Below are 26,031 nucleotides of genomic sequence, written 5' to 3'. Positions count from 1 at the left end.
GGTTTATTGCTAAATTGTAGGTTTGAACAAAGCTAGTTTTGCTGTGTTACTTATCCATCTGCAACGGATATGCATTCTAGTTAATTCGCTATGTTTTATACATCTTGCTCGTATTCCAACCAGCGCATTTGGTTTTCGGCGGAGACTTTGCGGGCGAACCATGCGCCGTTTTTTTTGGCTGCCCAGAGGTCGTCGAGTGAGAGGGTGTCGGGGTGGTTGGCTCGGTCTTGGAAGCGGATAAGGCGGCGGTTGTCGTTGATGTGGTTGAGGCTGCCTGAAAGCTGGTGGGCGATGTGTTGGAAGAAGTGTTCGTCGGGGACGAGTTTTTTTTCAAACAGGGCGGCGTTGTCGCCGAGGCTGTGGTCAAACAATAGTTTCAGCGCGGCGCGGTTGGCGGAAAACCATTGGCTGCCTGCGAGGCAGATTTGGCGGCTGGGGAGGATGCGGTCGGCGATTTTCAGGCTGCGGGTGAGGATTTTGCCCGGCAGGCTGCGTTGCCATGCGGTGTCGGCGTGGGGGGCGTTGAAGCGGGTGCGGTAGCGCAGGTGGGGGCTGGGTTGGCTGCATAGCCAGAGGGTGTTTTCAGGCTGCGTTTGGCATTGGGCGGCGAGGGTTTGGGGGCTTTGCAGCATGGCGCAGCTGCCGCTGATGAGGTGGTAGTGGCGGGTGTCGGGGTTGGCGAGCGCGGCTTGGATGAGGGCGAGGGTGGCTTCTATCATGGTGAAGCCGCCCCAGTTGATGCGGATGCGGTGGCTGATAAGGTGGACGTTGGGCAGGGTGGTGAGGCTGCCTGTCAGGCGGGGGGATTGGGCGTCGTGGTGGATGTAGTAGTGCGCTTGGGGGTGGCGGGCGGCGTGGGCGGCGATGTGGGGCAGGGGTTGGTGGGAGAGGATAAGGTAGGTGGTCATGGCGGGGGTTTGGTTGGACTGTGTTTCAGGCTGCCTCTAAATCGGGCAGGGCTTGGGCGAGGTGGGTGAGTGCGTCGTCCCACGGGCTGCTGCGGCAGGCGTAGTAGCCATCGTTGTATTCTTCGGCTTCGCTTTCGGCGAGGTAGGCGATGGCGGCGTATAGGGCGCGCTGCTGGGCGGGGTTGAGCGGCAGGTTGTTGGTGTGGAAGTCGTTGGCAAGGGCGTAGGATAGGATTTCGTGGGCGGAACAATCGGGGTTTTGCAACGCCCAGAGCAGGTAATAGGGCAGGGCGAAGCGTCTGCCTGCGCCGTCCATAAAGCTGATGGCGGAAAAGGGGTTGAAACGCGGCAGGCTGTTTTCCAGATGCCCTTGGAACAGGACGTTTTCCCAATGCTCGCGCTCGCCTTGGGCGCGGCAGCGGCGGTATTCGGGGTCGGTTTCGTTGAGATAATCGTCCAAGCAGTCGGCTTCCAGTATGCCGATGCCTTCGCCCAAGGTGGTCTCGGCGAAGGCGTGGCAGATGCGGATGGCGACGGCTTCGCGTGCGTCGTCCCAAGTTTGGGCGTGTTGGCGTAGGTAGTCCAAAATGGGTGCGAGCCGTTCGGGCGGCATGGTGTTGGGGGATTGGGCGGGGCGTTTGGCCTTGCGTTTCATGGTTTCAGGCTGCGTTTGGGGCAGATTGGGTTTTCAGGCTGCGCTTGCGCCGGGTTGGTTGGGGCGCACCAGTTGCACGGCAAAGTCTAACAGGCTGTCAAAAATCTGCGTGCCTGGCGGCAGGTTGCCGCCGTCTTTTTCCAGCGTTTTCATGCCTTTGCCTGTGCGCACGAGGATGGGTTTGCCGCCTGCGCGGGCGATGGCTTGCAAGTCGCGCAGGCTGTCGCCCACCAGATAGGTTTCGGCGGCTTGGGCTTGGAAGCGGTCTAGGATGTCCAAAACCATGCCGGGTTTGGGTTTGCGGCAGTCGCATTGGCTGTCGGCGGTGTGCGGGCAGAACCATACGCCGCTGATTTCGCCGCCTGCTTGGCGCACGAGTTTGTGCATTTTGGCGTGCATTTCGTTGAGCGTTTGCACGTTGAAATAGCCGCGCGCGATGCCTGATTGGTTGGTGGCGACGGCGATGGTGTAGCCCGCTTGGGTTAAAAAGGCGATGGCATCGAGGCTGCCGTCTATCGGCTGCCATTCTTCGGGGCTTTTGATGAATTGGTCGCTGTCGTGGTTAATCACGCCGTCTCGGTCTAGGATGATGAGTTTCATGGTGATGGCTTTGGTGGATGGTTGGCAAGGGTTTTCAGGCTGCCCACATGGTTTCTAACAGCCACGCGGCGGCAAGCAGGATGGCTAGGATGATGATGAAGTCTTTGAGCTTGGCGCGCGGCGGTTCGGGCAGGGATGCGGGCGCAGGCGCGGGGGTGTGGGGGATGATGAAGGTGCTGCCGCAGTGGTTGCATTGGTGTTGATCGCCTTGAATATGGCGGTAGCTGGGGCTGTGGCATTGGGGGCATTGGATGGAGCGGGGCATGATTTAGGATTTCAGGCTGCCTAACCAGATTTCATAGGCAGCCTGAAAAGTGGCGTTGAGCTTGGCTTGGTTTTCGGGGGTGTCGTGGGTGTGGTAGAACTGGGCTTGGTTTCGGATGCCGAGCGCGGCGAAGTAGTCGGCGAGAAATGCGCCGTAGCCTTCTTCTTCGTCGGCGTAGTAAAACTGGGTGAAGCGGTTGCCGAGGGCGTTGAAGCAGCCGTCGTCTATGCCGCCGTTGAGCTGTTCTAGCACAAATTCTGTGCCCGAAATCAAGCCGATTTGCAAGTCGTGAAATTGCGGCAGGCGCGCGGCGGCGGGGCTGTGGAGATTTTGCGAGACCGCCCATGCGTAGTAAAAGCCGATGTGGTGGGCGGCGTTGCGCTCGGGCAGGTCGCCGGGGTAGTCGGGGGCTTCGGCGTGAAAGGAGATGTGGTCGTAGTGCATTTTCAGGCTGCCTTGGGTTGCGAATGCCGGATTGTAAACAAAAACAGGCAGCCTGAAAAAAGAGATTTCAGGCTGCCTTTGGAGGTGTTTGTTTCAGGCTGCCTTGCGGGTGCGCATGGAGGCAGCCTGAAAACATTGCCGAGCGGGCATCATTCGCCCAAAAGCGAAATATCCGCCACCGCGTTCATCAGTTGCGACAATTCGTTCAACAAATTCAAACGGTTCTGCTTCACAGCGGCATCATCCGCCATCACCATCACATTATCAAAAAACGCATCCACTTGCGGTTTTACCGCCGAGAGCGCGGTTAAGGCAGCCTGAAAATCGTGTTTCGCCAACGCGGCTTGCACGGTGGGGCGCAGGGCTTGCGTGGCGGCAAACAGGGCGTGTTCTGCGTCTTCCTGCAACAGGTTTTCGTTCACCGCGCCCAGCTCGGCATCGGCTTTTTTCAACAGATTATGCACGCGCTTGTTGGCAGCAGCGAGTGCGGCGGCTTCGGGCAATTTTTTAAACGATTCAACGGCTTGCAATTTATCCACCAAGTCATCCAAACGGTCGGGACGCTGCGCCAACACGGCGGCAACGGTGTCTTGCGCATAATCGTTTTGCAGCAGCACCGCCAAGCGCGCCTGCATAAAATCAGCCACTTCGGCAACGGTATCCGCCGCCAGCAAATCTTGCGGGAACTGCGCGGCAACGGTGCGGAGCAAGTCGTTGATAGACAAGGGACTGTTCATCAGCATCCGCAACACGCCCAACGCCGCGCGGCGCAGCGCGTAGGGGTCTTTGTCGCCCGTGGGAATCAGCCCGATGCCCCAAATACCCACCAGCGTTTCCAGCTTATCCGCCAGCGCAACAGCGGTGGCAATCGGGCTTTCGGGCAGCTTGTCGCCGGCAAAACGCGGCTGGTAGTGCTGCTCAATCGCGGCGGCGATTTCAGGCTGCTCGCCATCCAGCACGGCATAATATTTGCCCATCGTGCCTTGCAATTCGGGGAATTCGCCCACCATTTCGGTAACCAAATCGGCTTTGGCAAGCCGCGCGGCGCGTTCGGCGGTGGCACGGTCTGCGCCCAGTTGCTCGGCGATGTGGGCAGCGATGGTTTGCAAGCGGTCAATGCGCTGGGCTTGGCTGCCAATTTTATTATGATAAACAATGTGTTCCAGTTTTGGCAGGCGGCTTTCCAGCGTGGCTTTTTGGTCTTGCTTGTAGAAAAATTCGGCATCGCTCAACCGCGCGCGCAGCACGCGCTCGTTGCCGTGGATGATGTGGCTCGGGTCTGCCGTTTCCAAATTGGACACCAGCAAAAAGCGGTTCATCAGCTTGCCGTTTTTATCCAGCAGCGGGAAATATTTTTGGTTTTGCTGCATGGTCAAAATCAAGCATTCTTGCGGCACGGCAAGGAAATGCGCTTCAAATTCCGCTTGCAAAACAACGGGGTATTCCACCAGCGCGGTTACTTCGTCCAGCAGCGCATCATCGGCGGCAACGCGGGCGTTCAGGCTGCCTGAAACCTTGTCCAGCCCGGTTTTAATCGCGGCGCGACGTTCGGCAAACGAAGCAATCACTTTGCCCTGCTCGGCGATTTGTTGCGCATAATCATCCGCTTGTGCGAATATAATCACGCCCTGCGACAGGAAACGGTGCCCCAAAGTTTGCCGTCCGCTGTCCAAACCCAACACGTTCACAGGCACGACATCCGCGCCATGCAACGCCACCAAGCCGTGCACAGGGCGCACAAATGTGTGCGTGCTGCTGCCCCAGCGCATCACTTTTGGGATGGGCAGTTTCTTAATGGCGGTGTTGATGATTTCGCCCAAAAGCGCGGCAAGCGTTTGCCCCGCTTGGGTAAATTCGTGCGCGTACACATCTTGCTTGCCATCGTGGATGATTTTCAGGCTGCCGATTTCCACACCGCACGAGCGGGCGAAACCTTCCAAAGCCTTGGTGGGCACGCCGTCTTTCATGCCCGCCGCCACGGAAACGCCTTTGCGCACAACGTGTTGGTCTGCCTGCACAGGCTTCACATTTGCCACCGAAACCGCAAGGCGGCGCGGCGAAGCGTAGGCGGTGTATTGCGTTGCGCCGTCAATCAGTTGCGCTTTTTCCAAGCCTTCGGCAATGGATTGGGCAAAGTGGTTGCCCAAGTTGTTGAGGGCTTTTGGGGGGAGTTCTTCGGTTAGGAGTTCGATGAGGAGGGTTTGGGTCATGTTTTGCTTTCTTTGGGAAGATTGAGGTAACACAGTTTTCAGGCTGCCTTATGGTTGTGCAGCTTGGGCATATTGTTCAACGCCGCATAATAGCCTTGTTTTTCTAGCAATTCTTGGTGGGTGCCTTGTTCAATAATATGCCCTTCATCCATCACAATGATGCGGTCGGCGTTTTCAATGGTGGTGAGGCGGTGGGCAACGATGATGCTGGTGCGCCCGTGCATCAGGCGTTCTAGTGCTTCTTGCACAAGGTGTTCGGATTCGTTGTCTAGCGCGCTGGTGGCTTCGTCGAGCAGCAAAATAGGCGCATCTTTTAGGATGGCACGGGCGATGGAAACGCGCTGGCGTTGCCCACCTGATAGCAGGCTGCCGTTTGCGCCGATGGGTTGGTTTAAGCCATCGGGATGGTTGGCAACGAGTTCGGCGAGGTTGGCAGCTTTGAGCGCGGCGAGGATTTCTTCTTCACTGGCGTTGGGGCGGCTGTATTGCACGTTGTCTTTCAGGCTGCCTTCAAAGAGGAAAACGTCTTGCGACACAAGGGCGAACTGTTCGCGCAGGTTGGCAAGGGTTAAATTGTTGATGTTTTCGCCGTCAATCAGCACGTTGCCTTGGCTGGGGATAACGAAGCGCGGCAGCAAATTAACCACGGTGGTTTTGCCGCTGCCCGACCGCCCCACAAGGGCAACGCGCTCGCCCGCTTGGATTTCTAGGTTGAAGTTGTCTAGCGCTTTGCGCGTTTCTTGGTTGTATTGCACATCGATGTTTTCAAATTTCAGGCTGCCTGAAACGTGGTTGAGCGTTTTGCTGCCTGTGTCTTGTTCGGTGGGTTCATCCAAAAAATCGCACACGGCATCGGATGCGATAAACATACTTTGCATGGGGATGCTGATATTGGCTAAATTTTTGATGGGGCTGAGCATTTGCAGCATGGCAACGATAAACGCCATAAATTCGCCAATGGTGGTTACGCCGTTTTGGCTTTGCCACAGGGCAATAAAAATCACCACGGCAAGGGCGAGCGAGGCGATGAGTTCGCTAAACGGCGAACGCGCGGCGGTGGCTTGGGTGATTTTTTTGCCCAGCCGCACGATGGTGTTATTCACATCGGCAAAGCGGCCGGCGGCTTGTTGTTGCCCGCCGAACAGTTTGACCACCTGATGCCCTTGGTGCACTTCGTTGACCACGTTGTTCAGCGTGCCGATGGAAAGTTGCGCGCTGGCAATGATGCTTTTGAGGCGATTGCGGTAATAGCGCGACAGCAGCGAAAGTACGGGAAACATCAGGGCGACCACCAAGCTCAACTGCCAGTTGAGATACAGCAACACGCATACCAAGCCAAGCACAATCATGGTGTCGCGCGTGAGCACGATAAACACATTGCTGGCGTTGCTGATGGAGCCTTCGGTCATTTGCACAATGCTCATTAACACCGTGCCCGATGGGGTTTTTTTGAAAAAATCGGTGGGCAGCAGCAGCATTTTGTTGAACATATCGCGGCGCAACGTGCTGATGGCCATCACGGAAACCCATGTGAGCAAATAGGTGCTGGCAAAGCGGCAAACGCCGCGAATCAACACCAAGATGATGAAGAACACGGGCACAATCCACACTTTTTCCGCCGTGCCCCAAATCAGATAGTTGAACTGGTCTTTCCAGTTGGCGAGCGTGGTGAGGATGCCTGTGTCGGGGTTCAGCGCGGGCGGAGCGGAGGGCATGGCAAAGCCTTGGTTGACCAGGGGGGCGATAAAGGCGGCAAGGTAGCTTTCGGTGGCGGCCACGCCTACGATGCCCAACAGCGCGAAGATGATGCGGGCTTTGTAGGGTTTGATGTAGCGCAGCAAGCGCATGAAACTTTGGGTGTCTTTTTTGGAGAATAGTCCAAAGGTGAGTTTTTCTATCATGTGTGTTTCTTTGGGTTGGTATGGGGGAGGCAGCCTGAAAACCGAAGGTTTCACCGCAAGCGCAAACAGGTTTTCAGGCTGCCTATTGTTGCTTTTTGGGAGGCGATGTTTTGCGCGTTGATGGTTACTGAGCGCATTATTGTTTTCAGGCTGCCTTGGGGCTTGCGCGCGGTTTGCTTGGTACGGGCAAGCATTATTTGCCCTGTTTCAGCAGCGGATAACCCAACGCTTCGCGGCTGGCGACAAATTCTTGCGCCACTTGGCGGCTCAAGGCGCGGATACGCCCGATGTAGGTGGCGCGTTCGGTTACGGAGATGGCACCGCGTGCGTCCAGCAGGTTGAAGGTGTGGCCGGCTTTGAGCACCAATTCGTAGGCGGGCAGCGCGAGCGATGCATCTTCGAGCGCGAGCAGGCGTTTGGCTTGGGCTTCGTAGCCGTTAAACTGTTCGAGCAGCCAAGCCGCGTCGCTGTATTCAAAGTTGTAGGTAGATTGTTCGACTTCGTTTTGGTGGTACACGTCGCCGTAGGTCAGCGTGTCGCCTGCGGGGGTGGTTGTCCACATCAAATCGTAAACGTTTTCCACGCCTTGCAGATACATGGCAAGGCGTTCAATGCCATAGGTAATTTCGCCAAGCACGGGCGTGCAATCTATGCCACCGACTTGTTGGAAATAGGTGAACTGGGTTACTTCCATGCCGTTGAGCCATACTTCCCAGCCTAAACCCCATGCGCCGAGCGTAGGGTTTTCCCAGTCGTCTTCAACGAAACGGATGTCGTGCACGGTGGGGTCGATGCCCAGCTCTTTCAGGCTGCCTAGATACAGGTCTTGGATGTCGGCGGGCGCGGGTTTGAGTGCGACTTGGAACTGGTAATAGTGTTGCAGGCGGTTGGGGTTGTCGCCGTAGCGGCCGTCTTTGGGGCGGCGGCTGGGCTGCACATAGGCAACGTTCCACGGCTCGGGGCCGAGCGCGCGCAGGCAGGTGGCGGGGTGGGACGTACCCGCGCCTACTTCCATGTCGAAGGGTTGGATGATAGCGCAGCCTTGGTTGGCCCAGTATTGTTGCAGTTTGAAGATGATTTGTTGGAAGGTGAGCATGATGGTTCAATGGTGGGAAATTTGAAAACGCGCCATTTTACTGTATTTTCAGGCTGCCTGAAATGCGGCATGCGGATTGTGTGTTTTTGTTAAGAAATCTGCGGCGAGTTTGTATATAATGGCATATGTTGTCGCGCGGTTGTTTGATTGGCGCGCTTTATTTGGAAACTACATGAGTCGTCATCAGAAAAAACCGCATCGCCCGTATCCTGCGCCGCAGGAGCAGCAACAGCAAGGGCAGCCTGAAAACGGGCAGCCGCCTGCGCCCAAGCCGTTTAATATGCGGCGGGTGGTGGCAATCAGCTTTGCGCTGGCGGTAGCGATTGTGTTGCTGTCGTATGGCGTGAATCGGCGCGAACAGGCGGCGATGCAGTCGGTTGAACCGCCGATGGCTTCGGATACGGGCGTGATTCCCGATTCGGAAGCGCAGGCGGAAGAGCGGGCGGCGCGGCGGGCGGCTTCGCAAGAAAAGGGCATGACTGCGCCTGCGGACGATGCCTCTACGGCAGGTGCGGCGAGCGAACCGGGCAGTTTGGATGCGGCTTCGGATGCTTCGGCGGCTTCGGCTTGGTGATTTGCAAACCGTTTTTTGTTTTTTTAACGTTTTTTTTAAACCTCTACCTAAACCTTTTTCAGGCTGCCTGATGTGGTGTTTGCGGCGGCATGGAAATTTCAACACAAGGATAACATCATGTTTAAAAAACATATTCTTACAGCAACGTTATGCTCTGCCTTTTTGCTCGCGGCGTGTTCGGGCGGCAATGGCGGCGCAAGCAGCAACGCCGGCGCCTCTGCCGCCAGCAGCGCAGGTTTGGATGTGAGCAAAACATATATTGTTGCCACCGATGCGTCTTATCCGCCGATGGAATACATGGACAACGACCATGTGGTGGGTTTTTCGCATGATATTTTGGATGCTGCGGCCAAATCGCAAAATGTGAAGCTGGAATTTGTGAACACGCCGTTTGAGGGCTTGTTTGCCAATGTGGACAAGGGCGACAGCGATGTGGGGCTGGCGAGCATCACCATCAATGACGAGCGAAAACAACAGCTTGATTTTTCCGACCCCTATTTTACTGCCACGCAGATGATTATCACGGAAAACAAAAACAGCAATGCGGTGAAAAGTTTTGCTGATTTGAAAAACCGCACCGCATCGGTTCAGGCTGCCACATCGGGCGATTTGATTTTGCAAAAATTGCAAGGCAAAGACAGCACCAAAATCAAACGCTTTGAAACCATGCCTTTGGCGTTTAAAGAGCTGGAAACAGGCGGCGTGGATGCCGTGGTGGGCGACAGCAGCGTGGTGGCGTTTTATGTGAAGCAGCACCCCGATGCCAAGTTAAACGTGGTGGTGGACCCGTCGTTTATCCAAGAGCATTACGGCTTTGTGTTCAAAAAAGGGCGCAGCGACGGCTTGCGCGAAGCCATCAACAAAGGGCTTGCTCAAATCAAATCAGACGGCACATACGACAAAATCCACACCCAATGGTTTGGCGCGCCGTCTAACCAAGCCAGCGGCGCAAGCGGTGTAGCCGGCGCATCGGCTGCATCAGCAAACAAATAAATCCACCAAAGGCAGCCTGAAAACCCCAATTCAGGCTGCCTTTGGCTATGGTTAGATTGAGGCAGCCTGAAACGCCTTTCCCCTTATCAACAAGGATTCAACATGATAAACCCCCTATCCGCCCTTTCCCCGCTAGACGGACGCTACGCCGCTACCACCGACCCGCTGCGCCCCATCTTTTCCGAATACGGCTTAATGAAAGCGCGCGTGCGCGTGGAACTGGAATGGCTCAAAGCTCTTGCTGCCGAGCCGAAAATCGGCGAAGTCGCCCCGTTTTCCGCCACCACGCTTGCCGAAATAGACAGCGTAATCAACGGCTTTTCGCTGAGCAACGCCGCCGAAGTCAAAGCCATCGAAGCCACCACCAACCACGACGTGAAAGCGATTGAATACTGGCTCAAACAACGCTTCGCGCACAACGCCGAAGTGCACGCCGTGGGCGAATTCATCCACTTTGCCTGCACCAGCGAAGACATCAACAACCTGTCGCACGCGCTGATGCTGCGCCAAGCGCGCGATGAAGTGCTGCTGCCCCAATTGCGCGAAATCGCCGCCAAGCTGCAACAGATGGCGCACGCGCTGGCCGCCGTGCCCATGATGTCGCGCACGCACGGGCAGCCCGCCACGCCCACCACGATGGGCAAAGAAATCGCCAACGTGCTGGCGCGTTTGCAACGCCAAATCCAGCAGCTTGCCGCGCAGGAATTTTTGGGCAAAATCAACGGCGCAGTCGGCAATTACAACGCCCATTTGGTTGCCTACCCCGATGTGGACTGGGAACAGCATTGCCAAAAATTCGTAGAAAAATCATTGGGTTTGACCTTTAACCCCTACACCATCCAAATTGAACCGCACGACTACATGGCGGAGCTGTTTCAAACCGTCAGCCGCATCAACACCATTTTGATTGATTTTAACCGCGATATTTGGGGTTACATATCAATGGGTTACTTTAAACAAAAAGTGAAAGCGGGCGAGGTTGGCTCATCCACCATGCCGCACAAAGTGAACCCGATTGATTTTGAAAATTCTGAGGGCAACCTCGGCATGGCAAACGCCGTACTCGGTTTTCTTGCCGAGAAACTGCCCGTATCCCGCTGGCAACGCGATTTAACCGACAGCACCGTGCTGCGCAACATGGGCGTGGGCGCGGGCTACGCGCTGTTGGGCTGGGCGGCGCACCTGCGCGGTTTGAACAAACTGGAAGCCAACCCCGCCGCCATGTTGGCAGACCTCAACGCCACTTGGGAGCTGCTTGCCGAGCCGATTCAAACCGTGATGCGCCGCTACGCCGTGCCGCAAGCCTACGAGCAGCTCAAAGCGCTCACGCGCGGCAAAGACGGCATCACGCCCGAAACCTTGCGCCAGTTTGTCAACGGCTTGGCGATTCCCGATGGCGCGAAAGCCGAATTGTTGGCGCTCACGCCTGATGCGTACATCGGCAAAGCGGTTGAGCTGGCGCAGCGGTGTTGATTGCAGACTATTGATTGCAGCCCATCGGGCAGCCTGAAAATACGGTTGGGCGTTTTCAGGCTGCCTTTGTTCAACGCCAACGCCATGCGCGCAACTCGCTAAACGCATCGCAGCCCTTGTCCGCCCGCAAGGCAGCCTGAAAACCCGCGCAGTGGCAACCCGCATCCGACACGTTTTCAGGCTGCCTTTATGCTATGATTTCCCCATTGCCATCCCATCCATTGCATCATGTCTGAGCCATTTTTCCACACCGGCTGCCCCAGCTGCGGCGCACCCGTCCAAGTTTACAGCCCCACCGCCATCACCGTTGTATGCAGCTATTGCGACAGCATGCTCGTGTTGCAAGACGGCACGCTAAAAGACACGGGGCGCGACAGCGCATTATTGCAAGATTTCAGCCCCATCCAAATCGGCACCGCAGGCACATACAACGGGCAGGGCTTCGCCGTGGTGGGGCGGCTGCAAGCCAAATACGACGCAGGCGTGTGGAACGAATGGTATGTCCGGTTTGACGACGGCGAAAACGGCTGGCTCTCCGAAGCGGGCGATATTTATGTGATTACCCGCCCCATTGCCACGCCCGACAACGCCCCCGATTTCAACGAAATCCGCGCAGGCATCAGCACGCTGGACTACGGCAAAACCTTTATCGCCAGCGATGTGCGCGAAATTACCCTCTCCAACGCCGCCGCCCAAGGCGAACTGCCTTTCAGGCTGCCTGAAAACTACCAAAACCGCGTTGTCGATTGGCGCAACGAAAACGCATTCCTCACGCTGGATTACGGCGACACCCCGCCGCAAGCCTTTCTCGGCAGCACCGTCCAGCTTAACCAACTGTTTCTGCAAAACACCCGCAGCGACGACCAAATCCGCCAAAGCGCAGGCAGCCTGAAAGGCACACGCCAAAGCGAAAACTGCCCCCATTGCGGCTCGCCCGTGCAATGGCTGCGCGGCATCACCCCCACCGTGATTTGCCCCAGCTGCGGCAGCGACTTGGACACCAGCGAAGAAAAAGCCAAGCTCATCGCCGCCAACGAAATGCGCCAAGCCCAGCAAGAAGCCCTGCCGCTGCCCATCGGCAAAACAGGCAAAATCCACGGCAACAGCTACACCGTTATCGGTGCCGCCCGCTACGAAGAGCTCCGCCCCGACGACGCACACGCCGCGCTATACGGCAGCCCGCTAAGCCTCGTCCCCGTTGATTGGTGGCGCGAATATTTGCTGTACAACCCCAAAGAAGGCTTCCTATGGCTGGTGGAAACCGCGCAAAACGAATGGGCGCTGTCGGAAACGCTCACCCGCTTCCCCGCCCTAACCCCAAACAACATTCCCAAAAACGCCTACAAACTCTACGACTACGGCGGGCGCGTGAGCTACGCCGCAGGCGCGTTCTACTGGCACATCCGCGCAGGCGACATCACCTATTACCAAGATTACCAACAAAGCGGCAGCAAACTTTCCGCCCAGCGCACGCGCAACGAATTGGCATGGAGCAAAAACACCCCCGTGTCGCGCAAACAGCTTGCCGCATGGTTTCAATTTGACGGCGGCAACGCCCCGCGCTACACCGCGCAAATGCAGCCCGACCCCGTGTCGCGGCAAATGGTTTGGCTGATGATTGGCGTGTTTGTTTTGATTAACATCCCCGCTTGGTTGAAAATGAACGATGACGATTTTGGCTTTTCGCTGGTGTTGTCATCGGTGGTCGTTTACGTTCTTTACCGAGCGGGCAGAGACCGCAGCGATGATGACGACGATTAAGAATGTATTTATGGCGATGCAAAGGCAGCTTGAAAACGTGTTTTGAAAAGATGTTTCGCTTTTCTCAGCCCCTTTGCAATTGTTGCGCTTGGGGGGGCGGATAGTAGCCCGTATAAAAAATTTCAGGCTGCCTTGAAATCATCCAAGGCAGCCTGAAACACGATTGGGCAAAGCCCAATCACGCCATCATCAAAACGTAAATTTCCCCGTCGCTTTATACCAGCCGGCGTTGTCGCCGTCTTGCAGCGGCGTAATCAGCGTGTCAAACAGGACTTTTTCGCTAAACGTGTCGCCGTCGCGCGTTACGCGCACGCAGCGTTGAACCGGCTCGCTGCCGACCACCACCACCATGCGCCCGCCGTTGTTCAGATGCGGGAAAAGCTGTTGCGGAATGGTTTTCAGGCTGCCGCCAATGTAAATCGCGTCAAAACGGGCATCGGCGGGCAGGGCGTTTAAGCCGTCGATGGCTTGGTATTGGATGTTGTCCAGTTGCAAGCCTTTGAGGATGGCTTGGGCGGTGTTGAGTTGCGATGGGTCAATGTCGCAGGTGGTTACGTTGCCTGCCAGTTTTGCCAAAACGGCGGTGGCGTAGCCTGAGCCTGTGCCGATTTCCAGCACGCGCTCGTGTTTTTTCAACGCCAGGCCTTGTGCCATGCGCCCGACGATTTTGGGTTCAAGCATTTGGCTGCCGTTGGGCAGGGGCAGGGCGAGGTCGGCATAGGCGTAGCCTTGTTGGCTGGGCTGCACAAACAGTTCGCGCGGGATGTCTTGCAGCGCGTCGAGCACGTCAAAATCCAGTACGTCCCACGGGCGGATTTGTTGTTCTACCATGTTGAAACGGGCTTGTTCAAAGTTCATGTCGGGCTTTCTGGGGGTGGGTGGAAAATGGGGCGATTATAGCATTTTGGCGGGGCGGGTTGGATGAAGTGGGCAGCCTGAAAACGGCGGGGTGGTTTTATCGCGAACAAAAAAACCTTGCTGCTTATCGGCAAGGTTTTTTGTAGCACGCCCAAGGGGATTCGAACCCCTGTTGCCGCCGTGAAAGGGCAGTGTCCTAGGCCTCTAGACGATGGGCGCGGGAAGGCGCGGATTATACGGCGATTGCGTTGGGTGTCAAGGCAGCCTGAAAACGGTTGGCGGTTGGTGTTGCTCGCCATCTGTTTTCAGGCTGCCTTTGGAGTGGATTACAGCGTTATCGCGGCATCCAAGGCGATGGTAATCATGTCGTTAAACGTGAGCTGGCGTTCTTCGGCGGTGGTGTATTCTTCGCGCACGATGTGGTCGGACACGGTGCAGATGGTGGCGGCTTTGGCACCGAATTCGGCTGCCACGCCGTAGATGCCTGCGGCTTCCATTTCCACGCCAACGATGCCGTATTTGCGCAGGGTTTCGGTCATGGCGGTATCGGGGTGGTAGAACAAATCGGACGAAAATAGGTTGCCCACTTTGGCGTTCACACCACGTGCTTGGGCGGCGGCGGCAAGGGCTTGCACGATGCCAAAATCGGCAAGGGCGGCGAAGTCGTAGCCATGAAAGCGGATGCGATTGACGTTGCTGTCGGTGGATGCGCCCATGCCGATGACCACGTCGCGCACATGGATGTCGTCCAACACCGCGCCGCATGAGCCGATGCGGATTAGGTTTTTTACGCCGTATTCGGTGATCAGTTCTTTGGCGTAGATGGAGCAAGATGGGATGCCCATGCCGTGTCCCATGATGGAGATGCGTTTACCTTTGTATGTGCCGGTGTAGCCATACATATTGCGCACGGCGGTTACTTGCTCGGCGTTTTCCAAAAAGGTTTCGGCGATGTATTTGGCGCGCAGGGGGTCGCCTGGCATCAAAACGGTTTCGGCGAATGCGCCTGCGTGGGCGGAAATGTGTGGGGTTGCCATAATGGACTCCTTGTTGGTTGGTTGGAAGAAATTTAACTTTGTAGAAACTCGTTTTAGCTTCGCAGAAGCTCATCAACTCGTTTTCAGGCTGCCTATGCTTGTGCGATGCTTGGGCAAGATAGGCAGCCTGAAAATGGGTTAGCAGTTTTGTTTGCCGTAAACATCTTGGCGCAGCATCTCGCGCACGGCGGCATCAAACGCTTGCAGCACGTTTTGCGCATCGGCTTCGCTGCTGCCTTTGGCATCCAGATAGAATTTAACTTTCGGCTCGGTGCCCGATGGGCGCACAATCAAGCGGCTGCCGTTGGCAAGGTAGTACACCAAAATATCGTTTTGGCGTTCGGTTTGCAGGTGGTCAATGCTTTGCGCTACGGCGTGCCCGCCGATTTGGCTGGGGGGATTTTGCCGCAGCGCGCTCATCAGTTTGCTGATGTCGGCAAGGTCGCTTACGCGGATGGAGATTTGTCCGCTGGTGTATGCGCCAAAGGTTTGCGCGAAATCGCGGGCGTGGTCAAGCAGGGTTTTGCCTTGCGCTTTCAGGCTGCGTACTAGGTCTAGGAACACGATGGCGGCGGAAATGCCGTCTTTGTCGCGCACTTTATCGGGGTCAACGAGGTAGCCGAGCGCTTCTTCAAAGCCGTAAAGCAGATTGGGTGCTTTGGCGATGTATTTGAAGCCGGTGAGCGTTTCTTCGTTGGCAAAGCCGTATTTTTGCGCGATGTGCGCCAGCGCGGGGGAGGAGACGAGCGAGCAGGCGAGTGTGCCTGTTTTGCCTTGGTTTTTTTGCGCCAGATACCAGCCCAAATAGCAGCCGACTACGTTGCCGTGCAGGGGTTTCCAGTTGCCTTGTTCATCGGGGATGGCAACGGCGAGGCGGTCGGCATCGGGGTCGTTGGCGATGATGAATTCGGCGTTTTCTTTTTTGGCTAACGCGATGGCAAGGTCTAATGCGCCTTTTTCTTCGGGATTAGGGAAGGCGACGGTGTGGAAGGTGGGGTCGGGGTCGGCTTGCTCGGCAACGATGTGCGGCAGCGGCAGCTTGGCGGCGGCAAGGGTTTTGAGCAGCACTTCTTTGCCCACGCCGTGCATGGCGGTGTAAACATAATTCAGGCTGCATTCGGGTTCTTGCGCCAGCGCGGCGGTTTTGGTGATATAGGCTTCAATCACTTCTTCGCCGAGTGTTTCGTAGTCGCTGCTGCGGGGATATTGGTTGATGGGGGTTTGCGTGGCTTGGTCAATCAGCGCGGCGATTTGCTCATCGGCGGGGGAGACGATTTGCCCGCCGCCGTTGCTTTTGCCTAGATAGACTTTGTAGCCGTTGTCGGCGGGGGGGTTGTGGCTGGCGGTTACCATCACGCCTGCGCTGGTGTTGAAATGTTGGATGGCGTAAGCAAGCACGGGGGTGGGCAGGGTGCGCGGCAGCAGGCGGGTTTGGATGCCTGCGGCTGCCATGATTTCGGCGGTGTCGCGGGCGTAGATGTCGGAATTTTTGCGCCCGTCGTAGCCGATGACGATGCTGGGGTTTTGCGGGTCAAATTGCAGGATGTAGTCGGCAAGCCCTTTGGCGGCTTGGGCAACCAGCACGCGGTTCATGCCCATGCTGCCGGCTTGTTGTTTGCCGCGCAGGCCTGCGGTGCCGAATTGCAGGCGGCCGTTGAAGCGGGCTTCTAGCTCGGCGAGTGCGGCGGCATCGCCTGCTTGGGCGGCGGGAATCAGGGCTTCTAGCTCGGCGCGGGTTTCGGGGTCGGGGTCTTGGGCGAGCCAGTTTTGGGCTTGGGCGAGGTAGGTCATGCTGTTTCCTTTGTAGTTGTGGGAAAGGGAGGATTTTAGCTTAATTTGGATTGGGGCAGCCTGAAAAATGGGTGGGGGTTGCGTTGGGCTAAATTTGGTTTTGGGGTTTGCGCGGTGCGCGGGGGCTGCCTTTGGGCGTTGTTTAGCGGGGCGTTGGCGTTCTATTTTGGTTTTCAGGCTGCCCATTCTGTTTTCAAACGGTGTTTGCGGGATAGCTTGCGCGCGCGGCGGTACCATGCTTGGGCGACTGTTTGGCTGGGGGCTTGGCGGCTGGCGTAGTTAAGCGCGATGAAGTCTTGCAGCAGTCGGGCTAAATCGGGGGTGAGGCGTTCGCTTTGTTCCAATTCGGCTTGCAATTCGGTTGCGCCCAGTGCGGCGAGGTTGGGGAAGGCGTTGCCGAGTAGGCGACGTTTGAGCAGCATAAAGCCGTCGCTTAACGGTGAGATGTCTTGCTTGCGCGAGCGTCGCCACCACCAAATGATGGGGATGAGCACGGGCACGCTGCCGATAATGAGCAACAGCAGCGAGCTGAATGTGCTTGCGCCGCCCAAGCCGAGCCATGAAAACAGGCTGTTTTGCTGGGCGTTATCGAAGTTCACCACCCAGCGTTGCCAGTAGATTTGGCTTTGGCTGGTGAAGCGGCTCCATGCGCTGAGGTTGCTCACCAGCTCGTTGATTTCTTCGGCGGGCAGGGCGTTGTCCACGCCGCTGTCTACGCGGCTGATGGAAACGGAGGCGGTGGGGTCCACGCGCTTCCACACGTTGCGCTCGGGCAGCCACACTTCTGCCCATGCGTGGGCATCTTTGCTGCGAATTTGCCAGAAGCCGCCTTGTTCGTTCCATTCGCCGCCTTGGTAGCCTGTTACCACGCGAGCTGGCACGCCTGCGGAGCGCATTAGAGTTACAAAAGCATCGGCGTAGTGTTCGCAAAAGCCTTGCTTGGTTTGGAATAGGAATTCATCGGTGGGGGCAGCGCTTTGTAGGACGGGCGGTTTAAGGGTGTAAACGAATTTTTGTTTGTTGAAATACTGATAGGCAGCCTGAATAAAGGTTGCGGTGTCGCCGCCTGCTTGTTGATAGAGCGCTTGAGCGAGGGCTTTGGTTTGTGGGTTGTTGTCGGAAATGCGGGTGTAAAGGCGCAGCTCGGCGTTGTCTAGCTTTTGCGTGAGCTCGTCGGTGGCGTTGGCGCGGAGCGTGATGCCGCGCACGCCTTGGCGGCTGTACACGCGCAGCACGTTGCCCAGCTCTTGCAGGATGCCTGTTTCTTGGCGGCGCGAGGGGTAATCCAGCGCGGGGATGCGCCCTTTGGTGTCTTCGATGACGATTTGATAGCGCACGTCTTGCGTGGGGCGGTTGCCACGCGCGGGGTATGCGCCGTCCATCATGCCGCGCGCGGCGTGCCATTCGCCCATTTCGTCGCGGTCTATCATCACCATCACGCGCCAGTATAAGTCTTGCGGGCGGGGGCGATAGTTGTCGCTGAATGTGGCGGTGAAGGCGGGTTCGTTGCTTTGCACCAAGTTGCCGATGCTGCCCGGTTTCATGCTTTCGGAAATGCCTGTGGTGGATTGGTTGCTGGGGTTTTGCGGAATGCCCCACAGCGGCGATTCTTTGCGCGGCATGGTGATGAACAGCAAAATCATCGGCAACAGCGTGAGCGCGAAGCCGATAAGGCTTTGTTTCAGCGCGGTTTTGGGGTCTAGCTCGTTTAAAATGGCGAGCGCGACGGCGATGAGCGTTAGGCAAACCAGCACCCACGCGCCCACCAGCATGCTTTGATTAAACAGCACCGCGCCTGTGAGCAGGAAAATTTGCACCAGCGCGGAGACTTGCCAATCGCGGCGGGTGTGCCCTTCGTAGGATTTGAGCGCACCAAGCAACAGCAGCAGTGCCATGCCACCTTGCAGCCCCACAAACGAGCCCACTTGCAGCATCACCAGCGCCACCACCAGCGCGAGCATCAACACGAGCTGCCACGTTGCCATTTTGCGCACACCAAAAAACAGCAGCAGGATGCGAATCGCCATCATCACAATAAAAATAACGGAGACCACAAAGGGCAGCTCGTTGAGTATGGGCAGCGACACGCAAAAGAGCGCGAGTTGGTTGGCGAGAATGGCTTTAAGGTCGGGGTCGGCGTTGAGATAGGTGGGATTGGCGATAATCATGGGCGGTGTGCGGCGGTGTTAGAATGGGCTGCGGTTGAGGCAGCCTGAAAACGGGGATGAGGTTGGGATGGGAAATGGGCGGTATTTTAATGGTTTTGGTGGGGTTGAGGGTGGGGATTGCGGTTGGTGAATGGGGAAACTGACAAGGCAGCCTGAAAACGGGGTTTTTGTTTTCAGGCTGCCTTGTCGTTCACGTTTGTCCACAAAATCGGCAGGATGGCGGCGTTGCCGGCAATCATCGCCAGCGGTATCCAGCGGATGCCGATGCGGGCGGTGGCAAACAGCGCGGCAAGGTAAACCAGTGTGGACAGCACGGAAATCACGGCGATGCGCTTGTTTTTGCCGTGGTAGAACAGGTGGTTCACCAGCAGGTAATAGGGCAGGGTGAGCCCGAAGCCGAGCAGGAACAGGACGGTGTAATACTGGCTGCCCGCATATTGCGCGCCCAGCAGCCATGTGAACAGCGTGTTGGGCAGCAGCCATGCGATGGCGGCGGGGAGGGGGCTGACGGCGAGGACGGCGAGGGCGAGGCGGCGGATTTTGGCGGCGTTCAGGCTGCCTTGTTTGACGGCTTGGTAATAATGCGGCACGGTGGCTTTGTTGGCGGCGAGCAGCAGAATGCTGAGGATGCTGGCAAGCTGCAAGCCTGCGGCGTAGATGCCGAGCTGCTCGGGGGCGTAGTGTTGATGGATAACGATGCGGTCAAGCTGCCCTTTGATAAAGCCGCTGGCGTGGTGCAGCACAAGCGGCAGGCCAAAGGCGAAGATGTATCGGGCAGCCTGAAACAGGCGGCGCAGGCGGATGTGGTGGCGGTTGCGCGGCATCAGCGCATAGGCGGCGAGCGAAACGGCGGCGTTGCCGATAAACAGCGCGGCAAAACGAAAGGCGATGGGCGCGCTGTGCGTGGCTTCCAGCAGGGCAACGGTGAGCAGGCTGGTGAGCACGCCGCTGGCGGTTTGGATAAGCGTGTACGACAGGGCGCGTTTTTGGCATTGGCGGTAAGCCAGTTGCACGCCAAGCACGCTTTGCGCGGCGGCGGCGCAGGTTACGGTGGCAAGGTTGACCGACTGCGCGGCGGCGGCAACACCCAGCGCGGCAAGCGTAACCAGCGCGGTGTAGCCGTAGCCCGCCAGCATCACGCCGGGCAGGTTGCGTTTGCCGTACACATAAAAATAGCGCGTGAGCGCGCCGTCTTGGCTGAGGCTGAATACGATAATCAGCAGGGAAAGCAGGGTTTGCCAATACGACAAGTCGCCGTAGCCCGCCGCGCCGAATTTGCGCGTGAGATAAGGCAGCAGCAAAAAGGGCAGGGCTTTGGCGGCAAGCTCGCCGAGAAGGTAGATAAGACTGTCTTTTAGGAGTTTCATGGGCAGCCTGAAAGCCGAAGGCTTCAACGGATAAATTAAAATGGATAAGCGGTTGGGGGTTAATGGCGGCGAAATTGTATCAGACGGGGCTTGGCGGGGCGGGTTTTCTTGTTCAATTCTGTGTTAATCGGTAAAAGCAGGCAGCATTGCGCGGCATCGTCAAGCCTGAGGTTTTGCGCGAAATCCGCCGTTTTGAGGGCGTGCCGTCGTTTCATCATTTTGTCTGGGAATGACAGCGTTTCAGGCTGCCTTGCTGCCGTGCGCCAAAATCTGCCCGCCTATCGCGCGAGCGTGCAACAAGCCGCCCAGCTGCTTGCCAACGCCGATGCGCTGGCTCAATACGATAATTTTGATTACGTTATCAACGATGTAACCCGAGATGCCTTCCCGCCCTTTGCCCCGCTGGCGCAGCAACACACCGCAGCGGCGGTGGATCGGGCAGAAAATCGCCACCCAGCCGCCTTGGCGCGCGTGTGCCGCAATATCCACACAGGGCGCGTGCTGCTGCGTGCGCACGGCGGCTTGATTGACACCATGATTGGCAACGCCATCGTGGTGCGCAACACCGCGCTGGCGGCGGAAATGCTGGCGGAGCAGCCCGCTTGGGCAACGCATCTGCCCGATAACTGCGCGGCGGCGTTTGCCCCGTTTGCCCGCGGTGAGCCCAATCTATGCGCCGCCATGCAGGGCGAATTTCGCTATTTTGACGACATGATGCGCAACTGGCTGGCGAGCGATGCGGCAGACGAGGACAAAGCCAGCATGGATGCCAAGCAGCTACTGCAAAACCCAGTCGCGCGTAGCCTGCTGTTCTCGCCCGAGCACACGCGCCGTTTGCACGCGCAAAATCTCGCGCACTATTGCACCGCCGAAAACCAAGCCGCCGTAGCACAAGATAGGCAGCCTGAAAACACTCCGCCCGCCCACAACGCCCGCAACATTGCGCTGCGCCCCGCGTGCTGGGGCAACTTCATCGGCTGCGTGCTGCTGGATAACGACACGGCGGATTACAACGTGTACAGCGAACGCCTGCTGGATACCGCCATGCAACAACGCGCGTTTCAGGCTGCCCTTGCCCTATACGCGCTGCCCCCCGCGCAACGCCGCGCCGCCCTGCCGCAAATTTTGGCGCAACACAGAAGCCCCGCGCGCAAACTGTCGTATCACGAAACCACACGGCAAATTACGTTTGAACGCTATGACCGGCGTGAGAATGCGGCGGCGCAAGGCGTGGCGGTGAATGTGGATGGATAGGCAGCCTGAAAACCACTTTTCAAGGAGACGATCATGCCCGTTTTTTCCCGCAAAGGCATAGACTGCCCGCAATGCGCCGAGTTTAAACCGCGCGTGCAAATAAACAGCGCGTGGCATTTGCAGCGCACGCTGTGCCATCTTGAAAACGCCGTATCACTAGGCATTTTGCGCGATGTAGGCAAGGAAGACGATCCGAAATGGGGCAACTCGCTAGCAGAATGCCGCACCTTGGGCGATGAGCGCGACCGCTTTGGTTGGTACGACAGCCTATCGCTGTATTTTGAATGCACCCGTTGCCGGCGGCGTTATCAGCTATGCGGCGACACCTATCACGGCAATGTGTGGTGGGAGCAGGCGGTGCGCTGATTGCGGCAGCCTGAAAACAGGTTTGCTCATTTCAGGCTGCCTTACCACAAGGAATTCACAATGAAACCCCAAACCCGTTATTTCACCGCACTAACCGCCCCCTATGCGAGAAGGGCGGCGGCATTTGGCACAACACGCAGGACTACTGCATCCGTCCCGACTGCCGACAGCAACACAACTGCGGCGAACGCGCCTTTGTGCCGCGCGAACAATGCCAAACCATCCGCGCAGGCGACACGCTGGATAAGGCGTGGTTTATCCTTGGCGAACCCGCGCAATCGCACGGCAACCATTGGGTTTGGGAAGCAAAAGGCGGCGGCAAAACGGCGGAAATCAGGGCTGACGGCGAGTGGGTGGGAACGGTTCGCTGCGGAGGATAGAAAGGCAGCCTGCGTAGCGCAGCGGAGTTGCGAAGCCCAAATGCTGTTTAGCGCGTTTCAGGCTGCCTTTTGTGCTGCGTACCAACGCCAGCCGCATTAAATCCAACGCGCCATCAGAAAGCCCATAAGGCAGCCTGAAAACGAGTAAAACAACACTATCCCCCTGTTTTCAGGCTGCCTTTTCCCCGCCTGCCCCATTCCCATCCCCACAACTCATACGGTTTTTCTATTCATGGTTTTGTCAAAACGTGTTAATATTGAGAACGAATTTTATTTTTGTTTAACCTTAATCCGACTGAGAGAAAACCATGAAAACACCCTTTTTCAAACTTTCCATGCTCACCTTGGCATTGGCAGCGGGCTACGCCCAAGCCGAGGATTTGCCCGCCGAGCACAAGCAGGAATTGCAAAACATCACGGTCAAAGGCGACACCTCCACCCGCCGCGTGACCACCAAAAAAATGGACGAATCCACCTCCACCGACATGAAAGATGTGCTGTTCAACGAGCCGTCCATCAACTTCGGCGGCGGCAACGCCACTTCGCAATGGGTGTCCATCCGCGGTATGGGGCAAGACCAAATCGACATGAAAGTGGACAACACCTATTCCGATTCACACATCTTCCACCACAACGGGCGGTTTTTGTTAGACCCCAGCTTGGTGAAAGTAGTCGGCGTGCAAAAAGGCACAGGCTCGGCATCGGCGGGCATCGGCGCAACCAGCGGCGCGATTGTCGCCAAAACCGTGGATGCCGCCGATTTGCTGCGCGACGGGCAAAACGTAGGCTTCAAAGTGAACGCGGGCGTGAGCAGTAACAAAGGCTACAATCGCGGCGCAACCGTTTACGGGCGCTGGGGCGGCTTGGATGCTTTGGTAACGGGCAACTGGGTTACCGAAAAAGACTACAAAGCGGGCAACGGCTACCGCAGCGCCACGGGCAACAAAGTAAACGGCAGCGCGATTGGACAACGCGGCTTGCTCGCCAAATTTGCCTACAATTTCAACGACGACCACCGCGTTGAATTAAGCCATCGCCAAGAAAAAACCTACGGCACACGCAATTTGCGTGAAGAATTTGACTTCGCCCAAGCAGGCAGAAGTGCAACCAACAGCCCGCGCTATCGCATCCTCACGCAAGACACCACCAACCTTGCTTACGAGGGCAAGCAACTGGGCGCATTAGGCAGCCTGAAAGCCAATGTGTACACCCAAACCATCAAGCGCGAAGAACCCAGCGCTACCGAAACCGCCACCAACAAAATCGTAACCAATGGCGCAAACGTGGGCTTTGACACACCGCTGTTTGGCAAACACACGCTCAAATACGGCGTGAACTGGCGCAAAGAAAAAAGCAAGCCCGACAGCCTAAGCGGCGGGCGTGTGCGCGAAGAAAAAACCGATTACGGCATCTACGCCGAAGGCATCTGGGATATTGCACCCGTAACGCTGACCACAGGCTTGCGCTACGACCACTACAAAACCTTGTTCTCTGGCAACAGCAAAAGCTCGGGCAGCAAAGTGAACCCCAGCATCGGCGTGATTTGGGACGCTACACCCGATTTATCCTTCAACGCCAATTTAAACTACGCCAGCCGCAGCCCGCGCTTGTATGAAGTGATGCTTTCAGGCAGCCGCACCGCGCTTGCCGACCCCAATTTGAAAGCCGAACGCGCGCGCAATGCCGAAGTGGGCGTGAAATACAAGCTCAACGATGCGTTGTTCATTGAAGCCAGCTATTTTGACCAACAAATCAAAGATGTGCAGGCTTGGCGCAGCCTTGGGCGCGGTCGCTTTATGGCGTACAACGGCGGCACGCTGAAAAACAGAGGCTACGAAATCTCTACTTCCTATCGCTGGCGCGGTTTAACCGCACGCGTAGGGGTTGCCTACAACAAGCCCAAAATCAACAGCGCCAACATCGATTCGCTGGTAACGTTTGTGCCCGTGGGGCGCACATGGACAGCGGGCTTGTCTTACCAATTTGAAAATCCCAATTTGGAAATCGGCTGGCGCGGACGCTTTGTGCAACGCACCGAACACTCCGCCTACCAACGCGGCTCAGGCGGCGGCACAGAACGCCCAGGCTACGGCGTAAACGATATTTATCTGAACTGGAAACCCCTGCCCGGCAAAGACAATTTGAATGTGAACTTTGCCATCAACAACGTGGGCAACAAATACTACAAATCGCACACGCAACGCGAAAGCACCAACGGCAGTTCCTTGCCCGAAGCAGGGCGCGATGTGCGTTTGGGCGTGAATTATCGTTGGTAGGCGATTGAAGGCAAAGCATCGATGGCGTGCCAACCCTGCTTTGCCTATCTTCCGCTTGGGGATTGCGGTTAAAATTTCGGTTTGAGGCAGCCTGAAACAGAAGTTTTAACCGAATCCATTTTTGTTTTTGTAAACTTGTAACCCATTTTTATCAACCCGTTATAAACGAAATACGCGGTTTCAGGCTGCCTCAAACCGCGCCATCTTTTTAACAACAAGGAAACCCCATGAAACATTCGCTTATCGCCCTGTTCACCCTTGCCGCGCTCACCGCGTGCAACCCATCGCAACAGCAAGGCAACCAAGCCGCCAGCCAAGCAAACTCAGCTTCTGCCGCATCGCAAGCGCAAGGCGGCGCAGCGGATAAAGACGACAAAGCCCCGCTGAAAGCGCACGATATTCAAGGCGAAAAAGTAACCGTGCAAACCGCGCGCGGCGAAGCGGTGGTGCCGAAAAATCCGCAAAACGTTGCCGTGTATGATTTGGGTGCGTTGGACACGCTCACCGCCTTGGGCGTGCCCGTGGGCGCAACCGTGGACAAATCCATGCTGCCTTATTTGCAAGACGCGTTTGGCAAGGCGAAACACGTCGGCACGCTGTTTGAGCCGAACTACGAAGCCTTGGGCGCGTTCAAACCGCAGCTCATCATCATCGGCAGCCGCACCAGCAAAGCCGCGCAACAGCTCAACGAACTCGCGCCCACCATAGACATGACCGCCGACACCAAAAACCTGCGCACCAGCGCAGAAGCGCGCATTGATGCCTACGCGCAAATTTTTGGCAAACAAGCCGAAGCCGAAAAATTGAAAGCCGACATCAACAAAGCGTTTGACGAAGCCCGCGAAGCGGCAAAAGGCAAAGGCAAGGCGCTGGTGTTGATTGTGAGCGGCGGCAAACTGTCGGCGCAAAGCCCCAATTCGCGCTTGGGCGGCTGGCTGCACCAAGACATCGGGCTGGAACCTGTGGACACCGCCATGAAAGAAGGCTCGCACGGCATGCCGATTTCGTTTGAATACATTAAAGAGAAAAACCCCGATTGGCTGTTTGTGCTAGACCGCAGCGCCGCGATTGGCGAAGAGGGCAAAGCAGCAAAAGACGTGTTGGATAACCCGCTGGTTGCCGAAAGCACCGCATGGAAAAAAGGGCAGGTGGTGTATCTGGACAGCAGCGCGTATCTTGCCGCAGGCGGCGCGCAGCAGTTGCAAACCGTTGCCAAGCAGGCGGCAGAAGCGTTTAAAAAGGCGAAATAAAGGTTTTCAGGCTGCCTCAGCGCAACAGAGGCAGCCTGAAAAACGTTGCTGCGGGTTCAGCCGTTTGCATGGCGTTGCGCCGCCATACCCACGCTTACGGCGCGTGAATATCAGCCGTTTGCAGTTTGAATAACCGTTTTCAGGCTGAAACATTTGCAAACCCCTGAGGCAGCCTGAAATCTAAAATGGAGTGGCGACGGCTCGTCGTCAAATAGCTTATTAAACATAGTATTACTGATTTGCCAAAATGTCGGCGAGCCGCCGACGCTCCATCGGTTGCAGGTTTTGCAAAGGTTTCAGGCTGTCTCAATCCAATAGGCAGCCTGAAAAACGGTTGCAGCGAGTTCAGCCGTTTGCATGGCGTTGCGCCGCCATACCCATGCTTGCGGCGTGTGAATATCAAC

At 56.9% G+C, this 26,031-nt stretch carries 25 protein-coding genes and 1 tRNA gene; 10 read left to right on the top strand and 16 right to left on the bottom strand.

Features of this window, described 5'->3' with window-relative positions; translation table 11 throughout:
• Window positions 1–95: 95 nt before the first annotated feature.
• From JDW22_RS09505 to glyQ, 9 genes are all read right to left on the bottom strand, one after another.
• Entirely contained in the window at window positions 96–908 is an 813-nt protein-coding gene (locus tag JDW22_RS09505) for a beta-1,6-N-acetylglucosaminyltransferase (RefSeq protein ID WP_200522861.1), read from the bottom strand.
• A gap of 25 nt (window positions 909–933) precedes the next feature.
• Window positions 934–1,563 (bottom strand): DUF6714 family protein, encoded by a 630-nt coding sequence (locus tag JDW22_RS09500; RefSeq protein WP_200522860.1) that lies wholly within the window; start codon window positions 1,561–1,563, stop codon window positions 934–936.
• Between the two features lie 33 nt (window positions 1,564–1,596).
• Complete coding sequence (gmhB, locus tag JDW22_RS09495; protein ID WP_200522859.1) at window positions 1,597–2,163, bottom strand: D-glycero-beta-D-manno-heptose 1,7-bisphosphate 7-phosphatase; 567 nt, start codon at window positions 2,161–2,163, stop codon at window positions 1,597–1,599.
• Between the two features lie 34 nt (window positions 2,164–2,197).
• Window positions 2,198–2,428, bottom strand: a complete 231-nt coding sequence (locus JDW22_RS09490) for a hypothetical protein (protein WP_200522858.1) — start codon at window positions 2,426–2,428, stop codon at window positions 2,198–2,200.
• Between the two features lie 3 nt (window positions 2,429–2,431).
• Window positions 2,432–2,872 carry a DUF7832 domain-containing protein gene (locus JDW22_RS09485; RefSeq protein WP_200522857.1) on the bottom strand — a complete coding sequence of 147 codons (441 nt, stop codon included), beginning with the start codon at window positions 2,870–2,872 and terminating at the stop codon, window positions 2,432–2,434.
• A 149-nt stretch (window positions 2,873–3,021) separates the two neighbouring features.
• Window positions 3,022–5,082 (bottom strand): glycine--tRNA ligase subunit beta, encoded by a 2,061-nt coding sequence (gene glyS / locus JDW22_RS09480; protein WP_200522856.1) that lies wholly within the window; start codon window positions 5,080–5,082, stop codon window positions 3,022–3,024.
• A 38-nt stretch (window positions 5,083–5,120) separates the two neighbouring features.
• Entirely contained in the window at window positions 5,121–6,983 is a 1,863-nt protein-coding gene (msbA, locus tag JDW22_RS09475; RefSeq protein WP_003797066.1) for a lipid A export permease/ATP-binding protein MsbA, read from the bottom strand.
• Between the two features lie 50 nt (window positions 6,984–7,033).
• On the bottom strand, window positions 7,034–7,177 hold the full coding sequence (locus JDW22_RS09470; RefSeq protein ID WP_003797064.1) for a hypothetical protein: 144 nt from the start codon (window positions 7,175–7,177) through the stop codon (window positions 7,034–7,036).
• A complete protein-coding gene (gene glyQ / locus JDW22_RS09465) occupies window positions 7,177–8,079 on the bottom strand; it encodes a glycine--tRNA ligase subunit alpha (protein ID WP_003797062.1) in 903 nt (300 codons plus the stop codon). The genes JDW22_RS09470 and glyQ overlap by 1 nt, the downstream gene beginning before the upstream one ends.
• 172 nt (window positions 8,080–8,251) lie before the next feature.
• Here glyQ and JDW22_RS09460 point away from each other — a divergent pair, with 172 nt between their 5' ends.
• The 5 genes from JDW22_RS09460 to JDW22_RS09445 all read left to right on the top strand — a co-directional run bounded on the left by JDW22_RS09460 (window position 8,252) and on the right by JDW22_RS09445 (window position 12,880).
• Window positions 8,252–8,653 (top strand): hypothetical protein, encoded by a 402-nt coding sequence (locus tag JDW22_RS09460; protein WP_200522855.1) that lies wholly within the window; start codon window positions 8,252–8,254, stop codon window positions 8,651–8,653.
• A gap of 117 nt (window positions 8,654–8,770) precedes the next feature.
• Window positions 8,771–9,646, top strand: coding sequence for a basic amino acid ABC transporter substrate-binding protein (locus tag JDW22_RS09455; protein WP_182077701.1), 876 nt, complete (start codon window positions 8,771–8,773; stop codon window positions 9,644–9,646).
• Between the two features lie 102 nt (window positions 9,647–9,748).
• Window positions 9,749–11,119, top strand: coding sequence for an adenylosuccinate lyase (gene purB / locus JDW22_RS09450; RefSeq protein ID WP_200522854.1), 1,371 nt, complete (start codon window positions 9,749–9,751; stop codon window positions 11,117–11,119).
• A gap of 14 nt (window positions 11,120–11,133) precedes the next feature.
• Window positions 11,134–11,259 carry a hypothetical protein gene (locus JDW22_RS13975; RefSeq protein ID WP_268884232.1) on the top strand — a complete coding sequence of 42 codons (126 nt, stop codon included), beginning with the start codon at window positions 11,134–11,136 and terminating at the stop codon, window positions 11,257–11,259.
• Window positions 11,260–11,347: 88 nt separating this feature from the next.
• Entirely contained in the window at window positions 11,348–12,880 is a 1,533-nt protein-coding gene (locus JDW22_RS09445) for a DUF4178 domain-containing protein (RefSeq protein WP_235965382.1), read from the top strand.
• A 189-nt stretch (window positions 12,881–13,069) separates the two neighbouring features.
• On the opposite strand, the gene JDW22_RS09440 is transcribed toward JDW22_RS09445, so the two are convergent.
• From JDW22_RS09440 to JDW22_RS09410, 7 genes are all read right to left on the bottom strand, one after another.
• Window positions 13,070–13,738: a protein-L-isoaspartate O-methyltransferase family protein gene (locus JDW22_RS09440; protein WP_200522853.1), complete on the bottom strand. Its 669-nt coding sequence runs from the start codon at window positions 13,736–13,738 to the stop codon at window positions 13,070–13,072.
• 146 nt (window positions 13,739–13,884) lie between these two features.
• Window positions 13,885–13,957, bottom strand: a tRNA-Glu gene (locus tag JDW22_RS09435).
• A gap of 107 nt (window positions 13,958–14,064) precedes the next feature.
• Window positions 14,065–14,775, bottom strand: a complete 711-nt coding sequence (gene deoD / locus JDW22_RS09430; RefSeq protein WP_200522852.1) for a purine-nucleoside phosphorylase — start codon at window positions 14,773–14,775, stop codon at window positions 14,065–14,067.
• Window positions 14,776–14,913: 138 nt separating this feature from the next.
• A complete protein-coding gene (locus JDW22_RS09425) occupies window positions 14,914–16,803 on the bottom strand; it encodes a phospho-sugar mutase (protein WP_235965362.1) in 1,890 nt (629 codons plus the stop codon).
• Window positions 16,740–18,734 carry a transglutaminase family protein gene (locus JDW22_RS09420; RefSeq protein WP_200522851.1) on the bottom strand — a complete coding sequence of 665 codons (1,995 nt, stop codon included), beginning with the start codon at window positions 18,732–18,734 and terminating at the stop codon, window positions 16,740–16,742. Before JDW22_RS09420 ends, JDW22_RS09425 begins: the two co-directional genes overlap by 64 nt.
• A 173-nt stretch (window positions 18,735–18,907) precedes the next feature.
• Window positions 18,908–20,101: an oligosaccharide flippase family protein gene (locus JDW22_RS09415; RefSeq protein WP_200522850.1), complete on the bottom strand. Its 1,194-nt coding sequence runs from the start codon at window positions 20,099–20,101 to the stop codon at window positions 18,908–18,910.
• A gap of 59 nt (window positions 20,102–20,160) precedes the next feature.
• Window positions 20,161–20,319, bottom strand: a complete 159-nt coding sequence (locus JDW22_RS09410) for a hypothetical protein (RefSeq protein ID WP_200522849.1) — start codon at window positions 20,317–20,319, stop codon at window positions 20,161–20,163.
• A 1-nt stretch (window position 20,320) separates the two neighbouring features.
• On the opposite strand from JDW22_RS09410, the gene JDW22_RS09405 reads away from it, so the two are divergent.
• The 5 genes from JDW22_RS09405 (at window position 20,321) to JDW22_RS09385 (ending at window position 25,627) form a co-directional block, all read left to right on the top strand.
• Window positions 20,321–21,355 carry a hypothetical protein gene (locus JDW22_RS09405; RefSeq protein ID WP_200522848.1) on the top strand — a complete coding sequence of 345 codons (1,035 nt, stop codon included), beginning with the start codon at window positions 20,321–20,323 and terminating at the stop codon, window positions 21,353–21,355.
• A gap of 33 nt (window positions 21,356–21,388) precedes the next feature.
• A complete protein-coding gene (locus JDW22_RS09400; protein ID WP_200522847.1) occupies window positions 21,389–21,721 on the top strand; it encodes a hypothetical protein in 333 nt (110 codons plus the stop codon).
• Between the two features lie 197 nt (window positions 21,722–21,918).
• Complete coding sequence (locus JDW22_RS09395; protein WP_200522846.1) at window positions 21,919–22,101, top strand: hypothetical protein; 183 nt, start codon at window positions 21,919–21,921, stop codon at window positions 22,099–22,101.
• A gap of 308 nt (window positions 22,102–22,409) precedes the next feature.
• Complete coding sequence (locus JDW22_RS09390) at window positions 22,410–24,377, top strand: TonB-dependent receptor domain-containing protein (RefSeq protein WP_200522845.1); 1,968 nt, start codon at window positions 22,410–22,412, stop codon at window positions 24,375–24,377.
• Between the two features lie 227 nt (window positions 24,378–24,604).
• Window positions 24,605–25,627 carry a siderophore ABC transporter substrate-binding protein gene (locus JDW22_RS09385; RefSeq protein ID WP_200522844.1) on the top strand — a complete coding sequence of 341 codons (1,023 nt, stop codon included), beginning with the start codon at window positions 24,605–24,607 and terminating at the stop codon, window positions 25,625–25,627.
• The last annotated feature ends 404 nt before the right edge of the window (window positions 25,628–26,031 follow it).

This window comes from Kingella bonacorsii (genome assembly GCF_016623605.1).
Classification (GTDB): domain Bacteria; phylum Pseudomonadota; class Gammaproteobacteria; order Burkholderiales; family Neisseriaceae; genus Kingella_B; species Kingella_B oralis.
Note: the sequence above shows the minus strand (reverse complement) of the source record. Positions and strands in the feature narration are given on the sequence as shown.